The following is a 15,680-nucleotide window of genomic DNA, read 5'->3' on the forward strand; positions in this document are numbered from 1 at the left end:
CCCGCTCGATCGGAGCCACGATGACGTCGCCTGACCCCTCCCCCGCTGTCTCCCGGACCGATGATGCGGACCGGCCGGCACGACCCCTCGGACCGCTCGCGCGCTACGGCGACTGGCCGGCCTACCTCGCGGAGACCGCGCCGCACGAACCCGGCGACGAACGGGGCGACGCGCTCGCGCGGACGCTGGGGGCGCGGCGGCCGGTCGTCGTCGACATCCGCGTCGAGCGCACGTGGACGACGGGCGGCGTCGACGGCGCGGAATTGAGCTGGCAGCTCCCCTACGGCCCGCGGACCCGCGCCTGGATGCTGCGTCCCGCGGGCGTCCGCGACCCGCTGCCCGGCCTCCTCGCCCTGCACTGCCACGGCGGCGTCCGCTCGGTCGGCGCCGAACAGCTGCTCGAGACCGATCGCGCTCCGCATCCCACCGCCGCGCGGCTGCGCCGCGACATCTACGACGGGCGGGCGCCGGCGAACGACCTCGCCCGCGCTGGCTTCGCGGTCCTCGCGCACGACACGTTCTCGTGGGGCAGCCGCGCGTTCGATCTGTCGCGGCCGACACCCCGTCTCGCCGAGCACATGGCGGCCCGCGAGGCGCTGTGGCGCGAGCGGGGCGAGGAGCCGGACGACCACGACCGGTTCGACGCGTTCTCGACGCTCCATGAGGACTCGTTGGCGAAGGCCGCCGGCATGCTGGGCACGAGTCTCGCCGGAGCCGTCGCGAGCGACGACCTCGCGGCGCTCGACGTGCTGGCCGGGATGCCGGGGGTCGACGCGGCACGTCTCGGCGCGTTCGGCCTCTCGGGCGGCGGCGGACGCGCCGTGCTCGCGGCGGCGCTCGACCGACGCGTGTCGGCGACCGTGGTCACGTGCATGATGGCCACGTTCGCGTCGCTCGTCCCCGCCGAGATCGACACCCATTCGTGGCTGCTGCACAGCCCCGGCATCCGCTCGGTCGGCGACTGGCCCGATCTCGCCCGCCCCGGCACCGGCCAGACGGCGCTCGTGCAGTACGGCCGCCGCGATCCGCTGTTCCCGCCCGAGGGGATGCGGGCGGCGGACGCGGCGCTCGCCGAATCGCCGGGCTACACCGGATCGTTCCACGACGCGGGGCACGTGTCGTCGGGCTCGATGCAGGACGAGGCGCGCGCGTTCCTCGCCGGACGACTGCGCGCGTGAGAGCCGTCGGCGCGTCGTTGACATTGCCGGTGGCGAGCGTTAACGTCCGTCAGTAAGCGTTTTCTCACGGTCGAGGGACGCTGTAGAGAAAACGCTTCCGCGGATCGTCGACGTCGACTGTCCGCGCGGCACCCGCCCGAGAGGACCCTCCCATGAACAACCGACGACTCCTCGCCCTCGCCGCCGCCGGCGTCGCGATCGCCGTCTCGCTCTCCGGCTGCGCCGCCGGTGACGGCGCCGGATCCGACGAGCAGATCACCCTGCGCTTCGCCTGGTGGGGAAGCGACGAGCTCAACGCGATCAAAGACGAGCAGATCGCGCTCTTCGAGAAGGCGCATCCGAACATCACCGTCGCGGGCGAGCCCAGCGAGTACAACGGCTACTACGACAAGCTCGCGACCCAGGTCGCCGGAGGCGGCGCACCCGACGCCCTGCAGATCACCTACGACGCCCTCCCCCTGTACGTGGCGAAGAACGCCATCGCCGACATCTCCTCCGACGTCGACCAGGACTCGTTCACGCCCGGGTCGCTCGACGCGGGCGTCATCGACGGCAAGCTCTACGCGCTGCCGACCGGTGTCGGATCGCGCGGCATCATCGTCAACCCCGCGGTGTTCGAGGCGGCCGGAGTCGCGCTGCCCGACGACTCCGACTGGACCTGGGACGACTACATCGACATCGCCACGCAGATCTCCGAGAAGGGCGGCGACGGGGTCTACGGCTCCGCGCAGATCGCGAACGACCAGTCCCTCATGGCGTTCGCCCGCCAGCGCGGCGAGGACCTGTACACCGCGGACGGCGAGTTCGGCGTGAGCGAGGACACCGCCGAGCAGTTCTTCACCTTCGCGAAGGAGCTCCAGTCGAGCGGCGGTTCGCCCGACGCGTCGACGGCGGCCGAGGACGCGTCCGCATCGCTCGAGCAGAGCCTGATGGGCCAAGGGAAGATCGGCATGACGTTCGCGCCGCTCAACTTCATCAGCATCTACGCGACGGCATCCGGCCAGGATCTGCAGATCCTGAACGTCCCCGGAGACAGCGCCGGCAAGGTGGGCCTGGTGATCCAGCCGACGGTCCAGTACGCCGTCTCGTCGAAGTCGAAGCACCCCCGCGAGGCAGCCATGCTCATCGACTTCCTGCTGAACAGCGACGAGGCCGGACCCCTCAACAAGCTCACGCTCGGCATCCCCGCGACCCCGGCGGTGCTCGAGGCGATCACTCCGGAGTTCACCGACTCCGAGAAGGCGCAGGTCGCCTTCATCGACCGCCTGTCGGAAGCGCGCGGCACCGCGCAGAACCCGCTGGCGCTGCCTACCTCGCAGCTCGGCCCGATCATCACCAAGCTGCTCGACGACGTCACCTTCGACAAGGCGACACCCGCCGAAGCGGCATCCGAGCTCGTCTCGCAGGTGCAGACGGCGCTCGACGCGAGCTGACCGGCGACATTCCGGCAGGGCCGGATGCGGGGACCTCAGCCCCCGCATCCGGCCCTGCCTCGCATCCGCCGTCCGCCATCCGCCGTCCCGGCGCGCGAGCCGACGCGAATGGCGCCGAATCAGACGCGAAAACGACTATTCGCGTCGGGTCAGGGTCAGCGTCAGCGTCAGCGTCCGGCGGCGATGAGGAACGTGCTGAACGAGTCCGTCGGCAAGACGACGTCGAAGGCCGCGCCGTCGAGGGCGATCGTCACCGGCATCTCATCGGCGAGGTCGTTCTGCATGACGACGACGATCGACCCGTCGGGGTTCTGGAAGGCGAGCTGGTTCTCGTGGCCGGTCCAGCTGAACGCGTCGATGCGCGTGGCGCCGGCCTGCACGTGGTGCGCGAGGTGCTTCATGACGAAGAACTCGTGCGTGTAACGGAACGCGTTCGTCTCGGGATCGACGACGACGAGCGAGTTCTGCGCCCAGCCCCACCGGCTCACGCCGCCCTCGTCGAGGGCGAGGTTCCAGTACGTGTACGCGTTCGCGCCGGCCTCGAAGAAGCGCTTCATGAGCGACCACGTGTACCGCGCGAACCGCCAGTCGTTCCGGCCGTCGCCGCACTCCTGCTCGCTCTGATAGAGCGACAGATGCGGCGCGATCCGGTGCGCGTCGGCGATCGCGCCCTTCCCCGCCCACTGGAACCCGGCACCCGAGACGAACGCCCCGGCGTCCGGGTCCGCCAGCACGGCCGCGAGGTGCTCGGGTGCGGGACGCTCCTGCGTGCCGAAGAACACCGCGACGCCGAGCTCCCGCATCCGCGGCCCGAGGAGGGCGATGAAGCGCGCCAGCCCCTCCGGCGTCCACGTGCAGCTCGGGAACACCTGCGGGGAGTTGAACTCGTTCTGGGGCATGACCATCGAGATCTCGATGCCCTCCGCCCGGTAGGCCTCGATGAAGCGCGAGAAGTACTCGGCGTATGTCTCCAGGTACCGCGGCTCCTGGATCATCATGTCGGTGCCCTCGACCCCGACCTGATCCGGCCGCAGCCCGTTGTCGACGTCGCTCCCGCGCCACGGCAGCGCGGCAGCGTAGTGGCCGTTCGTCTTCATCCACGACGGCGGACTCCACGGCGACGCCCACAGTTTCAGGTCCGGCCGCCGCCGCAGCGCCTCGTGGATGTACGGCACCAGGGTCGACCGGTCGTGCTCGATCGTGAAGTGCTCGAGCGCGAAGTCGCCCTCGACCTCGTCGTACGAGTACCAATCCGTCGCGAAGTCGTTGGCGCCCACCGGCATCCGGCACACCGAGAACCCCGGGCCCCGTCCCGGTGTGAAGAGCTCGTCGAAGATCTCCGCCCGGTCGGCATCGTCCAGGCGCGAGAGCGCCCGCCACCCGAGCTCGTTGAAGCACACGCCGAAGCCCTCGACGGTCTGGTGGCGACGATCCGTGCGCAGCAGCACGTCGGGCATCCCCGTCGACGGCGCGAAGCGCGGCGCCGCCATCTCGACCCACGGCCGCTCGCGGTCGGTGCTCACCCAGCTGATCTGACGGTCGAGGGTTGCGGCGGTCTCGGACATGCGGGCCTTTCGGATGCGCGCGACGAGCGGATGCTCGGAGCTCGGGCTGGCGGCGAACGCCCCGCGTCACGATGACGCGACACTGCGTTCCTCCGCCATCATGGCAGAGCCCCGAAGCCCGGGAGCCTCAGAGCTCCGGCGCCGCGGCGCCCCGGTGCGCGCCTCGTCAGGAGAACGGGCGCGCCGCCGGTCGGGCGATGCCGCCGATGACGGTCGTGGGCCAGCGCGGATCGACGGTCAGCACCTCGACACCGGCGTCGGAGATCAGCACGGTGTCCTCCACCTTCGCGCCGGGAGCGCTCGGGTTCCAGGCGAACGCGTGCGGCGTCCGCACGACGTCCCGCGTCACGTCGGTCGCCCGAGGGTCGCGCCCCGCGTAGCCCGTCGGACCGCCCTGATGGTGACGCGTCCACTCGTCCGGCGCGAACCCCGCGTCGGCGTAGCCGCGGCATCCCGCGCGGAACGCCTCGTCGAGGCGCACGCCGGGGCGGGTCGCCGCGAAGAAGGCGGCCTCGACCGCGAGGATCCGGTCGTCGTCGGCGCCGATCTCGCCCACCCAGCGGGTGGCGTTGGCGATCAACCCGTGCCTCCGGCCGCACACGACGAGCATCGCCCGCTGCCCGAGACGCGCCTCGGTCGGCAGCGGATGCCGGTGCGGCAGACGCTCGTCCCCGGCGACGAGCAGCACGAGGGGGTCGATCCCCCGCGCGACCAGACCGGCGGCGAGCGCGGTCGCCGCCGCACGCTCGGACGTCGCCGGAGACAGCTCGGCGGCGACGTCCGTCAGCACCTCGGCCACGGCGCGACCCAGCGCCCGGTAGCGGTCGACCTCTTCCGCGACCAGCTCGGCTCGCGCGGCCCGCAGCTGCGGAGCGACGTCCGCCTCGCCGATCACGCGGCCGCCGGCGACGGGCGCATCCCCGGACGCTCCACCTGTCGCGCGCGCGACGACGGACTCGTACCAGGGGACGCGGACGACCCGTGCGGCATCGTCCGCGGCAAGCTCCTCCGCGATCAGCCGGTCGGCCTCGTTCGCCGAGACGTAGAGCGTGTCACCGTCCCGTGCGGCCCGCACGGCCAGAACGGGCGGGCCCGCGAGCGAGACGTGCGTGCGTGCTCCCCCGAGGTACCACGACAGCGCCTCGTGCGACGTCAGCACGAGCGCGTCCGCCCCGACCTCGGCCCGCACAGCGCCGATGCGGCGGCGCTTCACCTCGCGCTCGGACGCCGTCGCCGCGTCGCCCCCGGGCGCCCCGTCGGCCGCGAGAGGGTGGTCGTCCGCTTCCGCGGTGGTCGTCGCAGACATCGTCGTCTCCTGTCATAAAACGTTTCCTCGCATAGTATGGCCGGACCGGAGAGGGCGGGGCACGATGGCCGGAGCGAAGCAGACCACGATCACCGACGTCGCGGCTCACGCGGGCGTCTCGCTCGCGACCGTCTCGCGCGTGATGAACGGCAACGCCACGGTCGACCCGGCCCTGGCCGAGCGCGTGCGCGCCTCGGCCGCGCAGCTCGGGTACTCGGCGAACCCGCTCGCGCGCAGCCTCGTGCTGGGCCGCACCCAGACCATCTCGGTCGTGGTTCCCGATCTCGCGAACCCCACCTTCCAGGGCATGCTGCGCGGACTCAGCCGCGCGGCGGTCGCCGACGGATACCACGTGCTCATCGCCGACTCCGATGAGCACGTCGACGAGGAGCGCCTCCTCGCCCTCGAATCGCGACGGCGATCAGACGGACTGATCCTCTGCGCCCCCCGTATGAGCGACGAACAGCTCGCCGAGGTCGTCGCCGACGTCGCACCGGTCGTGCTCGTCAACCGTGCCGGCGATGCCCCGAGCGTCGCGGCCGACTACCGGACGCCGCTGCGCGCGATCATCGACCACCTCTACGCCCAGGGCCATCGACGCTTCGCGTACCTCGCCGGCGCGGCCCGCAGCGCCTCGAGCGGGCAGCGCCTGTCCGCCCTCGCTGACGCCCGCCGGGAGCTGACGGACTGCGAGGTCGTCGAGATCGCCGCGGGCGTCGACTTCGCGAGCGGCGCCGGCGCCCTCGACGACGTCCTCGCCTCGGGGGCGACAGCGGTGCTGGCGTTCAACGACCTGTCGGCGATGGGCCTGCTGAGCGCCGCCACCGAACGCGGCGTGGCGGTACCCGGCCGACTCTCCATCGCCGGGTTCGACGACATCCCGTTCGCCCGGTACACCTCGCCCGCGCTCACGACGGCCGCGGTGCCGATGGCCGAGCTCGGGGCGCGCGCCTGGTCGGCACTGCACGACCTCCTCCAGGGCCGAACGCCCGAGCCCGCCGTGACGGTGTCGCCGGAGGTCATCGTGCGCGGGAGCACCGGGGCTCCCCCCGCCTGAGCGGCGCCGAGCGGCCCGTCGCAACCTCGCCCTCGCGCGGCCCAGATCCGTCGTGCTACGCTGAGAAAACGTTTCCTGAGAACGCTTTCCCACACGGTGGCGTCTCAGCTCTTGGCACGAAGGAGAGCCATGACCCGCACGCGCTACGCCCTGGTGGGCGCGGGACACCGCGCGCAGATGTACGTCGACGCCATCGTCGGGACCCACGCGGATCGGGCCGAGCTGGTCGCGATATGCGAGCCGAACCCCGTGCGCGCCCAGCACTATCGCGATCAGCTCGTCGCCCGCGGGCTGCCGGCGCCGACGCTGTGGTCGCCGGACGACTTGGAGCGGATGATCCACGACGCGAACGCCGAGCGGATCATCATCACGGCGCGCGACGACCTGCACGCGTCGCTCATCGTCCGCTCGCTCGACGCCGGCGCCGACGTCGTCGTCGAGAAGCCGCTCACGATCGACGCCCCGAGCGCCGCCGCGATCGAGGATGCCGTCGAGCGCACCGGACGATCGGTCGTGCTGACGTTCAACTACCGCTACTCGCCGCGCAACAGCGCGCTGCGACAGGTGATCCAGGACGGTCGCATCGGACGGGTGACCTCGGTCGACTTCTCGTGGATGCTCGACACCAAGCACGGCGCCGACTACTTCCGCCGCTGGCACCGCGAGAAGGAGCACTCGGGCGGCCTGCTCGTCCACAAGGCGAGCCACCACTTCGACCTCGTCAACTGGTGGATCCGCGATGAGCCGCGCCGGGTCTTCGCATCGGGCGGCCTGCGTTTCTACGGTGCGCAGAACGCCCGGGCCCGCTCCCTCGGCGAGCGCCCCCGGCGCGGCACGCATGACGGCCGTCACGACCCGTTCGAGCTCGACCTCCGCGACGACGACCGGCTGCGGGCGCTCTACCTCGAGGCCGAGGGACACGACGGCTACCTGCGCGATCGCGACGTCTTCGGCGAGGGCATCACGATCGAGGACAACCTGGCGCTCGTCGTGGACTACGCCGGCGGCGCCACGATGTCGTACTCGCTCAACGCCCACGCGCCATGGGAGGGCTACCGCGTCGCCGTCAACGGCACCGAGGGCCGCGCCGAGCTCGAGGTCGTCGAGCGCGGCGCCGTCCTCGAGAACGAGGGCCTGCATCCGGTGCTCGATCCCTCGGCCGTCGACGCCGCCGGGCCGGCCTCGCTCCGCCCGCAGGGCGAGCGGCTGCTCGTGCAGCGCCACTGGGAGGACGCGATCGAGATCCCCATCGAGTCGGGCGAGGGCGGACACGGCGGCGGCGACGACCTGCTGCTGGCCGACGTGTTCGTGGGGCCGGGCGACGACCCGCTGGCGCGGCCCGCCGGGTGGGCCGACGGCGTGCAGTCGATCGCGGTGGGCATCGCGGGCAACCTGTCGCTCGCGTCGGGTCTGCCCGTGCGCACGTCCGAGCTCGGCATCCGACTGCTCGACGGCCGGCGATGAGCCGCGTCGTCGTCACCGGCGGCGCGGGACGCCTCGGTCGCAGCCTCGTCGGCGGCCTCGTCTCGGCCGGACACGAGGTCGTCTCGTACGATCGGACGGTCTCGGACGCCCCCGAGCTGCAGGGCGCCGACCAACTGGCGATCGACCTGCTCGATGCGGAGGCCACGGCGGCAGCGCTGCGCGCTCAGCGTGCGGGCGCGGTCATCCACCTCGCTGCGATCGCCGTCCCCTTCAGTGCCCCGGAGGACGTGATCATGCGCACGAACGCCGCCCTGGCGGTCTCGGTGCTCGGCGGAGCCGTCGCGGCGGGCGTGCCGCAGGTCGTCGCCGCCTCCAGCCCCACCGTGCTGGGCTACGGCGCACCGCACGGCTGGGTGCCCGATCGCTTCCCCCTCGACGAGGACACGCCCCCGCGCCCCTGGAACAGCTACGCGCTGTCGAAGCTCGTCATCGAGCAGACGATGCGGATGCTGCACCGCCAGACCGGCGACGCCGTGCGCTTCGCGGCGTTCCGCCCCTGCTACGTCATCGCCCCTGAGGAGTGGCGCGGCGCCCCGACCCAGCAGGGGCACACCGTGCGCGAGCGGCTCGACGATCCGGGCCTGGCCGCCCCGGCGCTGTTCAACTACGTCGACGCGCGCGACGTCGCCTCCTTCGCAGACGCCCTCCTCGCCGCCCTGCCGTCCATCCCGAACGCCGAGACGTTCTTCGTCGGGGCCGACGACGCCCTCGCCCGACTCCCCCTCGCCGAGCTCATCCCCCGCTTCCACCCCGGCACCGAGCACGTCGCGGCCGTCCTCACCGGCACGACCCCCGCCTTCTCGAACGCGAAGGCACGACGCCTGCTCGATTGGGTGCCTCGCCACTCGTGGCGGAACTCCCTCGTCGAGGAACCCGCCCGCACCGATACCCGAAAGGACGTGCCGGTATGAACTTCGACGGCATCCTCTTCTTCCCCGTCACCCCGTTCGACAGCGCGGGCGCCATCGACCACGACCTCCTCGGTGCGCACGTCGGCCGCGGGGTCGAGCACGGTGCCGGCGGCGTGTTCCCCGCGTGCGGCACGGGTGAGTTCCATGCTCTCTCGACGGCGGAGGCGGCGGCCGTGGTCCGCACCGCGGTCGCGAGCGTCGACGGCGCCGTTCCCGTCGTGGCGGGGACCGGCGGACCGCTCGGGCATGCGCTCGAGACGGCACGCGCCGCCGCGGATGCGGGGGCCGACGCGCTGCTCGTCCTTCCGCCCTACCTCGTGGGCGGACCGCAGGCGGGCCTCGTCGCCTACGTCGAGGCGGTCGCCGCGGCCTCGGATCTGCCCGTGATCGTCTACCACCGCGCGAACGCGCAGTTCACGCCCGCGTCGATGCGGCGCCTGGCCGAAAACCCTCGGGTCGCGGGATTCAAGGACGGCGTCGGCGACATCGGCACGACGCAGCTGATCGTCCGGGCGATCGCCGAGGCGGGTCGCGACGACTTCGCCTTCTTCAACGGCCTGTTGACCGCCGAGCTCACGCAGGCCGCGTATCGCGGGATCGGGGTGCCGCTGTACTCCTCCGCCGCCTTCGCGATGATCCCGGAGGTGGCCAACGCCTACTATCGCGCCTATGTCGACCACGACGAGACGCGTCGCCTCGCCCTGCTCGACGCGTTCTACACACCGCTCGTGGCTTTGCGCGACGAGACCCCGGGGTTCGGCGTCTCGCTGATCAAGGCGGGCCTGCGGCTGGAGGGTCACGCGGTCGGCGGGGTCCGTGCCCCGCTGGTCGACCCGACGCCCGAGCAGGAGAGCCGCCTCGCGGCGATCCTCGACGCCGGACGCGCTCTGCTGTGACGACGATCACCGCGCTCGACGCGCGCCTGATCCGCATCCCGCTCACGCGCCCCTGGGCCGCCGACGTCACCGCGGTCGGCGTCATCGCGACGCACCTGCGCCGGAGCGACGGCGCCGAGGGCTGGGGCTTCGCCTGGACCCCCCAGATCGGCGCGGAGGCGGTGCTCGCGCTCCTGCGTCACGACATCGCACCCGCTGCGATCGGACGGTCCGCCGAGCCGGGCGACGCCTGGCAGGGGCTCTGGGAGCACGTGCACGAAGCGGGCGGCGGCGGGGTGACCACGATCGCCCTCGCGGGTCTCGATCTGGCGCTGTGGGATGCCGCGGCGCGGGCGGCGAGCACGTCGGTGTCGACTCTCCTCGGCCGCCGGCGCGAGAGCGCCCGCGTGTACGGCAGCGGCGTCAACCTCCACTACTCGGTCGACGAGCTCGTCGCCCAGGTCGAACGGTGGGTCGCGCGCGGCTTCGACGCCGTGAAGGTCAAGGTCGGCAAGCCGGACGTCGCCGAAGACCTCGATCGGCTGCGCGCGGTGCGCTCCGTCCTGGGCCCCGAGCGCGGCCTCATGATCGACGCGAACCAGCGCTGGGACCTCGACCGCGCGACCCGATCGCTCGAGGTCCTCGCCGAGGTCCGGCCCGCCTGGATCGAGGAGCCGTTGCGTGCCGACGACGTCGACGGCCACGCCGAGCTCGCGCACCGGCTCGTCGGGGGGTCGCGCATCCCCATCGCCGTCGGCGAGAACCTGCACACCGCCTACCGGTTCGCAGAGGTGCTGCGCCGCGGGGCCGCGCAGATCGTGCAGCCGAACATCGTGCGCGTCGGCGGCATCACGCCGCTGCGGCGCATCGCCGCGATCACCGCGGATGCCGGTGCCGAGCTGCATCCGCATCTCCTGCCCGAGCTCTCCGGCCAGCTCGCGTTGACCCTCCCCGGCGGCGCCGCCGATCCGTGGGTCGAAGACGTCGAGGATGCCGGCTTCGCCGAGCTCGGCGCGCTGCGCGACCCCTGCCCCGTCGAGATCCGCGACGGGCGCCTGTACGAGACCGATCACGTGGGTCTCGGCCTGCGCTTCACCGACCCGTCGGACACCGACGCGTCACCCACCGACGACCGCGAGGAACAGCGATGACCACGACCCCCGCCCGCATCGACGAACTGGCCGCCGCCGCGGCCGGCGCGGCACCCATCTGGCGCGACGCGGACGCCGCGACCCGCGCCGGCTGGCTGCGCGCCCTCGCCGACGCCCTCGACGGCGCGGTCGGCGAGCTCGTCGCGATCGCCGACCGCGAGACCCGCCTCGGCGAGACGCGCCTGCGGGGCGAGGTCGGCCGCACGACGGGACAGCTGCGGCTCTTCGCCGACGTCGTGACGGAGGGCTCGTTCCGCGAGATCACGATCGACGACGCCGATGCTGCGGCGACACCGCCGCGTCCCGAGCTGCGCCGCATGCTGGTGGGCGTCGGACCCGTCGCGGTTTTCTCGGCGTCGAACTTCCCCTTCGCGTTCTCGGTCTGCGGCGGCGACACCGCCTCGGCTCTCGCCGCCGGCAACCCGGTGATCGTGAAAGCGCACTCCGGTCATCTCGAGCTCTCCCGACGCACCGCCGAGATCGCGAGCGCAGCACTCCACGACGCGGGCGCACCCGAGGGGTCGTTCGCCCTCGTCGAGGGCCGCGAAGCCGGCAACGCGCTCGTGCAGCATCCGCTCGTCCGCGCCGCCGGGTTCACCGGATCGGTGTCGGGCGGCCGCGCGCTCTTCGACCTCGCGTCGGGGCGCCCCGACCCGATCCCGTTCTACGGCGAGCTCGGCAGCGTCAACCCCGTCGTCGTCACCCCGGCGGCCGTCGCGGCACGTGGCGACGAACTCGCTCGCGGGCTCGTCGCGTCGTTCACCCTCGGCGCGGGCCAGTTCTGCACCAAGCCCGGCGTGGTCTTCGTCCCGCGCGGCAGCGGCTTCGTCGAGGCCGTCGCCGCCGTCGCGCCCGCAGCCACGGGCGGCCCGCTGCTGACCGACCGCATCACCGATGCCTTCCCCGCCGGGATCTCCGCGCTCGAGGCCGACGCCTCGGTGCGGGTCGCGGCGCAGGGCGTCGCGGGCGAAGGCGCCCGTCCGATCGTCCTCGTGTCCGAGACCGTCGCGGTCGCGGCCCGTCCGGACGTGCTGCTCGAGGAATGCTTCGGCCCGGTGACCCTGCTCGTCGAGTACGACGCGGACGCCGACCTGCACGCCGCCCTCGCCGCCGTGCCCGGGAGCCTCACCGCGACGCTGCACTCCGAATCGGGCGACGAGGTCGCGGCGACCCTCGCCCTGCTCCAGGAGCGGGCGGGACGCGTGCTGTTCGCGGGCTGGCCGACAGGTGTCGCCGTGACGTGGTCGCAGCACCACGGCGGTCCGTGGCCCGCGACCACGTCGCTGCACACGTCCGTCGGGGCCACCGCGATCCGCCGATTCCTCCGCCCGCTCGTCTTCCAGGACGCACCGGCCGCACTGCTGCCGAGCGAGCTGCGCGACGACGCGTTGCCCGCCATCCCGCACCGGCGGAACGGCGTGCTCACGCTGCCGTGATCCGCAGTGGCGGTCGACCACCCGGAAAGCGCTTGCCGTAGGCTGGGGTCATGACCACGAGCTTCACCGCCGCGTTCGACTGGGCTCGCCGACACGTCGGCGACGGGCGTCTCCCCTCGGCCGTCGTCGGGGTCGCCGACGCCCGCGGCATCCTCGCCCTCGACGCGGTGGCGGCGGACGTCGACGACCGCTACGCGCTCTTCTCGATCACGAAGCCGGTGCTCGGCGTCTCGGCCGCGCGGGCGATCCAGCGGGGCGAGCTCACCCTGCAGACGCCCCTGACACGCGCGCTGCCCGAGTTCGGCCGCGATCGCGACGACATCGTGCGGCTCGCGCACCTCGTGAGCCATACGAGCGGCATCAGCGAGCCTGCCCTCGACACCCGGGTGCCGCTCCGCACCGAGCTCCTCACCCGCGGTCGCGACTTCGCCGCCGGCACGGTGTCGCGGTACTCCACGCTCGCCTTCGAGGGCGTCGCGTCACTCGTCGAGAGTGCGGGCGGCCGCACCTGGTACGACGACATCGCCGAGTGGGCGTCGGGCATCGGCGCGGGCGGTCTCACCGCCGACCTCGACGGCACGGCGCCGATCGCGGACGCCGCCGCCGCGGGGGCCGACATGACCGCGTTCGCGGCACAGCGCAATCCCGGTGCCGGCCTCGCGGGACGCGCGCGCGACCTGCTCGCACTGGGGACCGAGCTGCTGCGGATCCACGGCGGCGCCCGTGACGGCATCCTCGCCCCCGCGACGCTCGCGATGATGCTTCGGCCCCTCACCGTCGACATCCCGCGGCTCGACCCCTATCCGGCCGAACGCGGCCAGGATTGGGGTCTCGCCTGGAACCTGCGCACCCGCGCACCCGGCCTGATCGACCGCGACACCTACGGCCACGGCGGCTGGGCGGGCACGGAGTTCTGGGTCCACCCGAGCGCCGGCATCGCATGGGTGCTGCTGACCAATCGGGCATCACGCCCCGGGGTCGACACCGACGAGCTCGACAACGCGATCGTGGGAGCGCTGTGAACGCGGCGCTCCGCATCGAGCACACCCCGTGGCCGCACCCCGAGCGACCGGCCTCGCTGCCTGCCCCCGGCGAGCGAGCCCGCGGCCTCTCGGTCACCGACCGCGCCCTCTACCGGCACGGCGAGGGCTGGGTGCCGGTGTCGGGCGAGGTGCACTACAGCCGCCTCCCCCGCGAGCGCTGGGGCGAGCGGATGCGGCAGCTGCGGGCCGCCGGCGTCTCCGTCGCCTCGACCTACGCGTTCTGGAACCACCACGTCGCCGAGCGCGGACGACCGCGCTTCGACGAACACCTCGATCTCGGCGCCTTCGTCGACGAGGCGGCCGCTGCCGGGCTCGACGTCATGCTGCGGATCGGGCCCTGGGCCCACGGCGAGTCGCGCAACGGCGGCTTCCCCGACTGGGTGCAGGACATGGCGATCACCCACCGGAGCGACGACCCCGCCTACCTCGAGCTCGTGACCGAATGGTTCGGTCAGCTCGCCTCGGCGCTCGACGGTCGGGCACGGCCGGGAGGTGCCGTCGTCGGCATCCAGCTCGAGAACGAGCTCTACGACCGTCCCGATCACCTGGTGACGCTGCAACGACTCGCTCGCGAGGCGGGGATGTCGGCGCCGCTGTGGACGGCGACGGCCTGGGGCGGGGCGCAGCTGCCCGAGCGCGAGGTCCTCCCTGTCTTCGGCGGCTACGCCGACGGTTTCTGGGTCGATCCCGGAGCCCCGTGGGATCCGACCTTCCGTGCGCACTTCTTCCCCTCGCACGACTGGGACGACCCGGGAGTAGGCGCGGACGTACGCGCCAGCCAGGGCTTCGCAGCCGCCGGGGCGGCCGCCGACCTGCACGGTTTCCCGCCGGCCACCTGCGAGCTGGGCAGCGGCATGGCCACGGCCTACCACCGGCGGCCCGTCCTGGCCGGGCGGGATGTGGCAGCCCTCGCGCACGCGAAGATCGGCAACGGCTCGGCCTGGCAGGGCTACTACATGTTCGTCGGCGGTCGGAACCCCGGGCCCGGCCTGCAGGAGACGATCGACACCGGATACCCGAACGACATGCCCGAGCTCGGGTACGACTTCCACGCCCCCATCGGACAGTCGGGCGATCTCGCGGAGTCGGCTCCCCTGCTCCGCGCTCAGCACGCCTTCCTCACCGCCTTCGGCGAGCGTCTCGCGCGGATGAGGTCGTCGCTGCCGGACGTCCGCGCGACCTCTCTCGACGATCGCGGCACCCTTCGGTGGGCGCTCCGCTCGGACGGCGAGCAGGGCGTCGTGGTGATCTCGCACCACCAGCCGTTCGAGCAGGTCGCCGACGTCGCCGGCGTGCGCCTGCACGTCGTGCAGGCGGGTATCGAGACCACGTTCCCCTCGCACCCGGTGACGATCCCCGCCGGCACGCTCGCGCGCTGGCCGGTCGGGCTGACGGTGGGCGGCACGCGCATCGACTGGGCGACCGCATCGCTCGTCACCGTCCTCGATGCCGCCCCTCGCCCGACCCTCGTGCTGATCGAGGACGACGGCATCTCCGTCGAGATCTCGGCGGGCGGCCGGGGCGCGGCCACGATCGAGCCCCGGCACGAGCCGGTCGGGCTCGACGGGGTCGACGTCGTCGTCCTGCCCGCCGACGATGCGTCCCGCCTGTGGGTGCGCCCGGGCAGCCACCCCGAGCTGTGGCTGACCGACGGCGAGCTCTCGTGGGATGCCGACGGCGCCCTGCTGCGTGGCGCGTCGCAGGCTCGCCGGTACGACCCGTCGACGCGAACCTGGACGACGGTGACGGTGACGGCGGTGTCAGCCACGCCGCCGACCGCGCCGGAGGGCGAGCCCGCCGCCGTCGAGCTCGACCGCGCAGCGGCCGCTCCGCTCGCGGATCACGGCTTCGGCGGACCGCGTCACCGAGCCCCGTCGGACGAGACCTTCGCAGAGCGGGCCGCCCGGTACCGGATACGGCTGCCCGACGCGCTCGACCCCGGGGCCGACGCCGTGCTCGACCTCGACTGGGCGGGCGACGTCGGCCGCGTCGTGGTCGACGGCCGCATCGTCGACGACCGCTTCTGGGACGGCACGCGCTGGTCGCTGTCGCTGCGTGACGCGGGCGTGATCCCGACCAGCGAGGTGGTCGTCGAGGTGCTGGCGCTGTCCCCCGCCTCGACGGTCACGCTCGCGTCCGGTGCGCAGGCACGGCGTGCCCACGCGGCGGCGACGACCGTTCGCGCCTCGGTGCGGCGGCGGGGCCCCTGGCAGCGCCTCGCCTGAGGCGGTCCCGGCCGC

Annotated in this window: 12 protein-coding genes; 10 read left to right on the forward strand and 2 right to left on the reverse strand. The window is 73.1% G+C overall.

Annotation, left to right across the window (positions count from 1 at the left end):
• The first annotated feature begins 20 nt into the window (after positions 1-20).
• On the forward strand, positions 21-1,178 hold the full coding sequence (locus BLT21_RS06490) for an acetylxylan esterase (RefSeq protein ID WP_091500516.1): 1,158 nt from the start codon (positions 21-23) through the stop codon (positions 1,176-1,178).
• A gap of 152 nt (positions 1,179-1,330) precedes the next feature.
• Entirely contained in the window at positions 1,331-2,611 is a 1,281-nt protein-coding gene (locus BLT21_RS06495; RefSeq protein ID WP_091500517.1) for an ABC transporter substrate-binding protein, read from the forward strand.
• 167 nt (positions 2,612-2,778) lie between these two features.
• Here the strand turns inward: BLT21_RS06495 and BLT21_RS06500 are convergent, their stop codons facing one another.
• Both BLT21_RS06500 and BLT21_RS06505 read right to left on the reverse strand, forming a co-directional pair.
• Entirely contained in the window at positions 2,779-4,176 is a 1,398-nt protein-coding gene (locus BLT21_RS06500; protein ID WP_091500518.1) for a glycoside hydrolase family 30 protein, read from the reverse strand.
• A 166-nt stretch (positions 4,177-4,342) separates the two neighbouring features.
• Positions 4,343-5,335: a M24 family metallopeptidase gene (locus BLT21_RS06505; RefSeq protein ID WP_091500735.1), complete on the reverse strand. Its 993-nt coding sequence runs from the start codon at positions 5,333-5,335 to the stop codon at positions 4,343-4,345.
• 211 nt (positions 5,336-5,546) lie between these two features.
• Between BLT21_RS06505 and BLT21_RS06510 the strand changes: the two genes are divergently transcribed.
• The 8 genes from BLT21_RS06510 (at position 5,547) to BLT21_RS06545 (ending at position 15,665) form a co-directional block, all read left to right on the forward strand.
• Positions 5,547-6,539 (forward strand): LacI family DNA-binding transcriptional regulator, encoded by a 993-nt coding sequence (locus BLT21_RS06510; protein ID WP_091500519.1) that lies wholly within the window; start codon positions 5,547-5,549, stop codon positions 6,537-6,539.
• Positions 6,540-6,668: 129 nt separating this feature from the next.
• Positions 6,669-8,003 carry a Gfo/Idh/MocA family protein gene (locus BLT21_RS06515; RefSeq protein WP_091500520.1) on the forward strand — a complete coding sequence of 445 codons (1,335 nt, stop codon included), beginning with the start codon at positions 6,669-6,671 and terminating at the stop codon, positions 8,001-8,003.
• A complete protein-coding gene (locus BLT21_RS06520; RefSeq protein ID WP_091500521.1) occupies positions 8,000-8,935 on the forward strand; it encodes an NAD-dependent epimerase/dehydratase family protein in 936 nt (311 codons plus the stop codon). Before BLT21_RS06515 ends, BLT21_RS06520 begins: the two co-directional genes overlap by 4 nt.
• Positions 8,932-9,831: a 5-dehydro-4-deoxyglucarate dehydratase gene (locus tag BLT21_RS06525; protein WP_091500522.1), complete on the forward strand. Its 900-nt coding sequence runs from the start codon at positions 8,932-8,934 to the stop codon at positions 9,829-9,831. Before BLT21_RS06520 ends, BLT21_RS06525 begins: the two co-directional genes overlap by 4 nt.
• Positions 9,828-10,961: a mandelate racemase/muconate lactonizing enzyme family protein gene (locus BLT21_RS06530; protein WP_256335946.1), complete on the forward strand. Its 1,134-nt coding sequence runs from the start codon at positions 9,828-9,830 to the stop codon at positions 10,959-10,961. The genes BLT21_RS06525 and BLT21_RS06530 overlap by 4 nt, the downstream gene beginning before the upstream one ends.
• Positions 10,958-12,397, forward strand: coding sequence for an aldehyde dehydrogenase (NADP(+)) (locus BLT21_RS06535; RefSeq protein WP_091500523.1), 1,440 nt, complete (start codon positions 10,958-10,960; stop codon positions 12,395-12,397). Before BLT21_RS06530 ends, BLT21_RS06535 begins: the two co-directional genes overlap by 4 nt.
• A gap of 50 nt (positions 12,398-12,447) precedes the next feature.
• Positions 12,448-13,419, forward strand: coding sequence for a serine hydrolase domain-containing protein (locus BLT21_RS06540; RefSeq protein ID WP_091500524.1), 972 nt, complete (start codon positions 12,448-12,450; stop codon positions 13,417-13,419).
• Entirely contained in the window at positions 13,416-15,665 is a 2,250-nt protein-coding gene (locus BLT21_RS06545) for a beta-galactosidase (protein ID WP_176786824.1), read from the forward strand. Before BLT21_RS06540 ends, BLT21_RS06545 begins: the two co-directional genes overlap by 4 nt.
• Positions 15,666-15,680: the final 15 nt, after the last annotated feature.

This window comes from Microbacterium sp. cf332, from assembly GCF_900102175.1.
Taxonomy (GTDB): Bacteria; Actinomycetota; Actinomycetes; order Actinomycetales; family Microbacteriaceae; genus Microbacterium.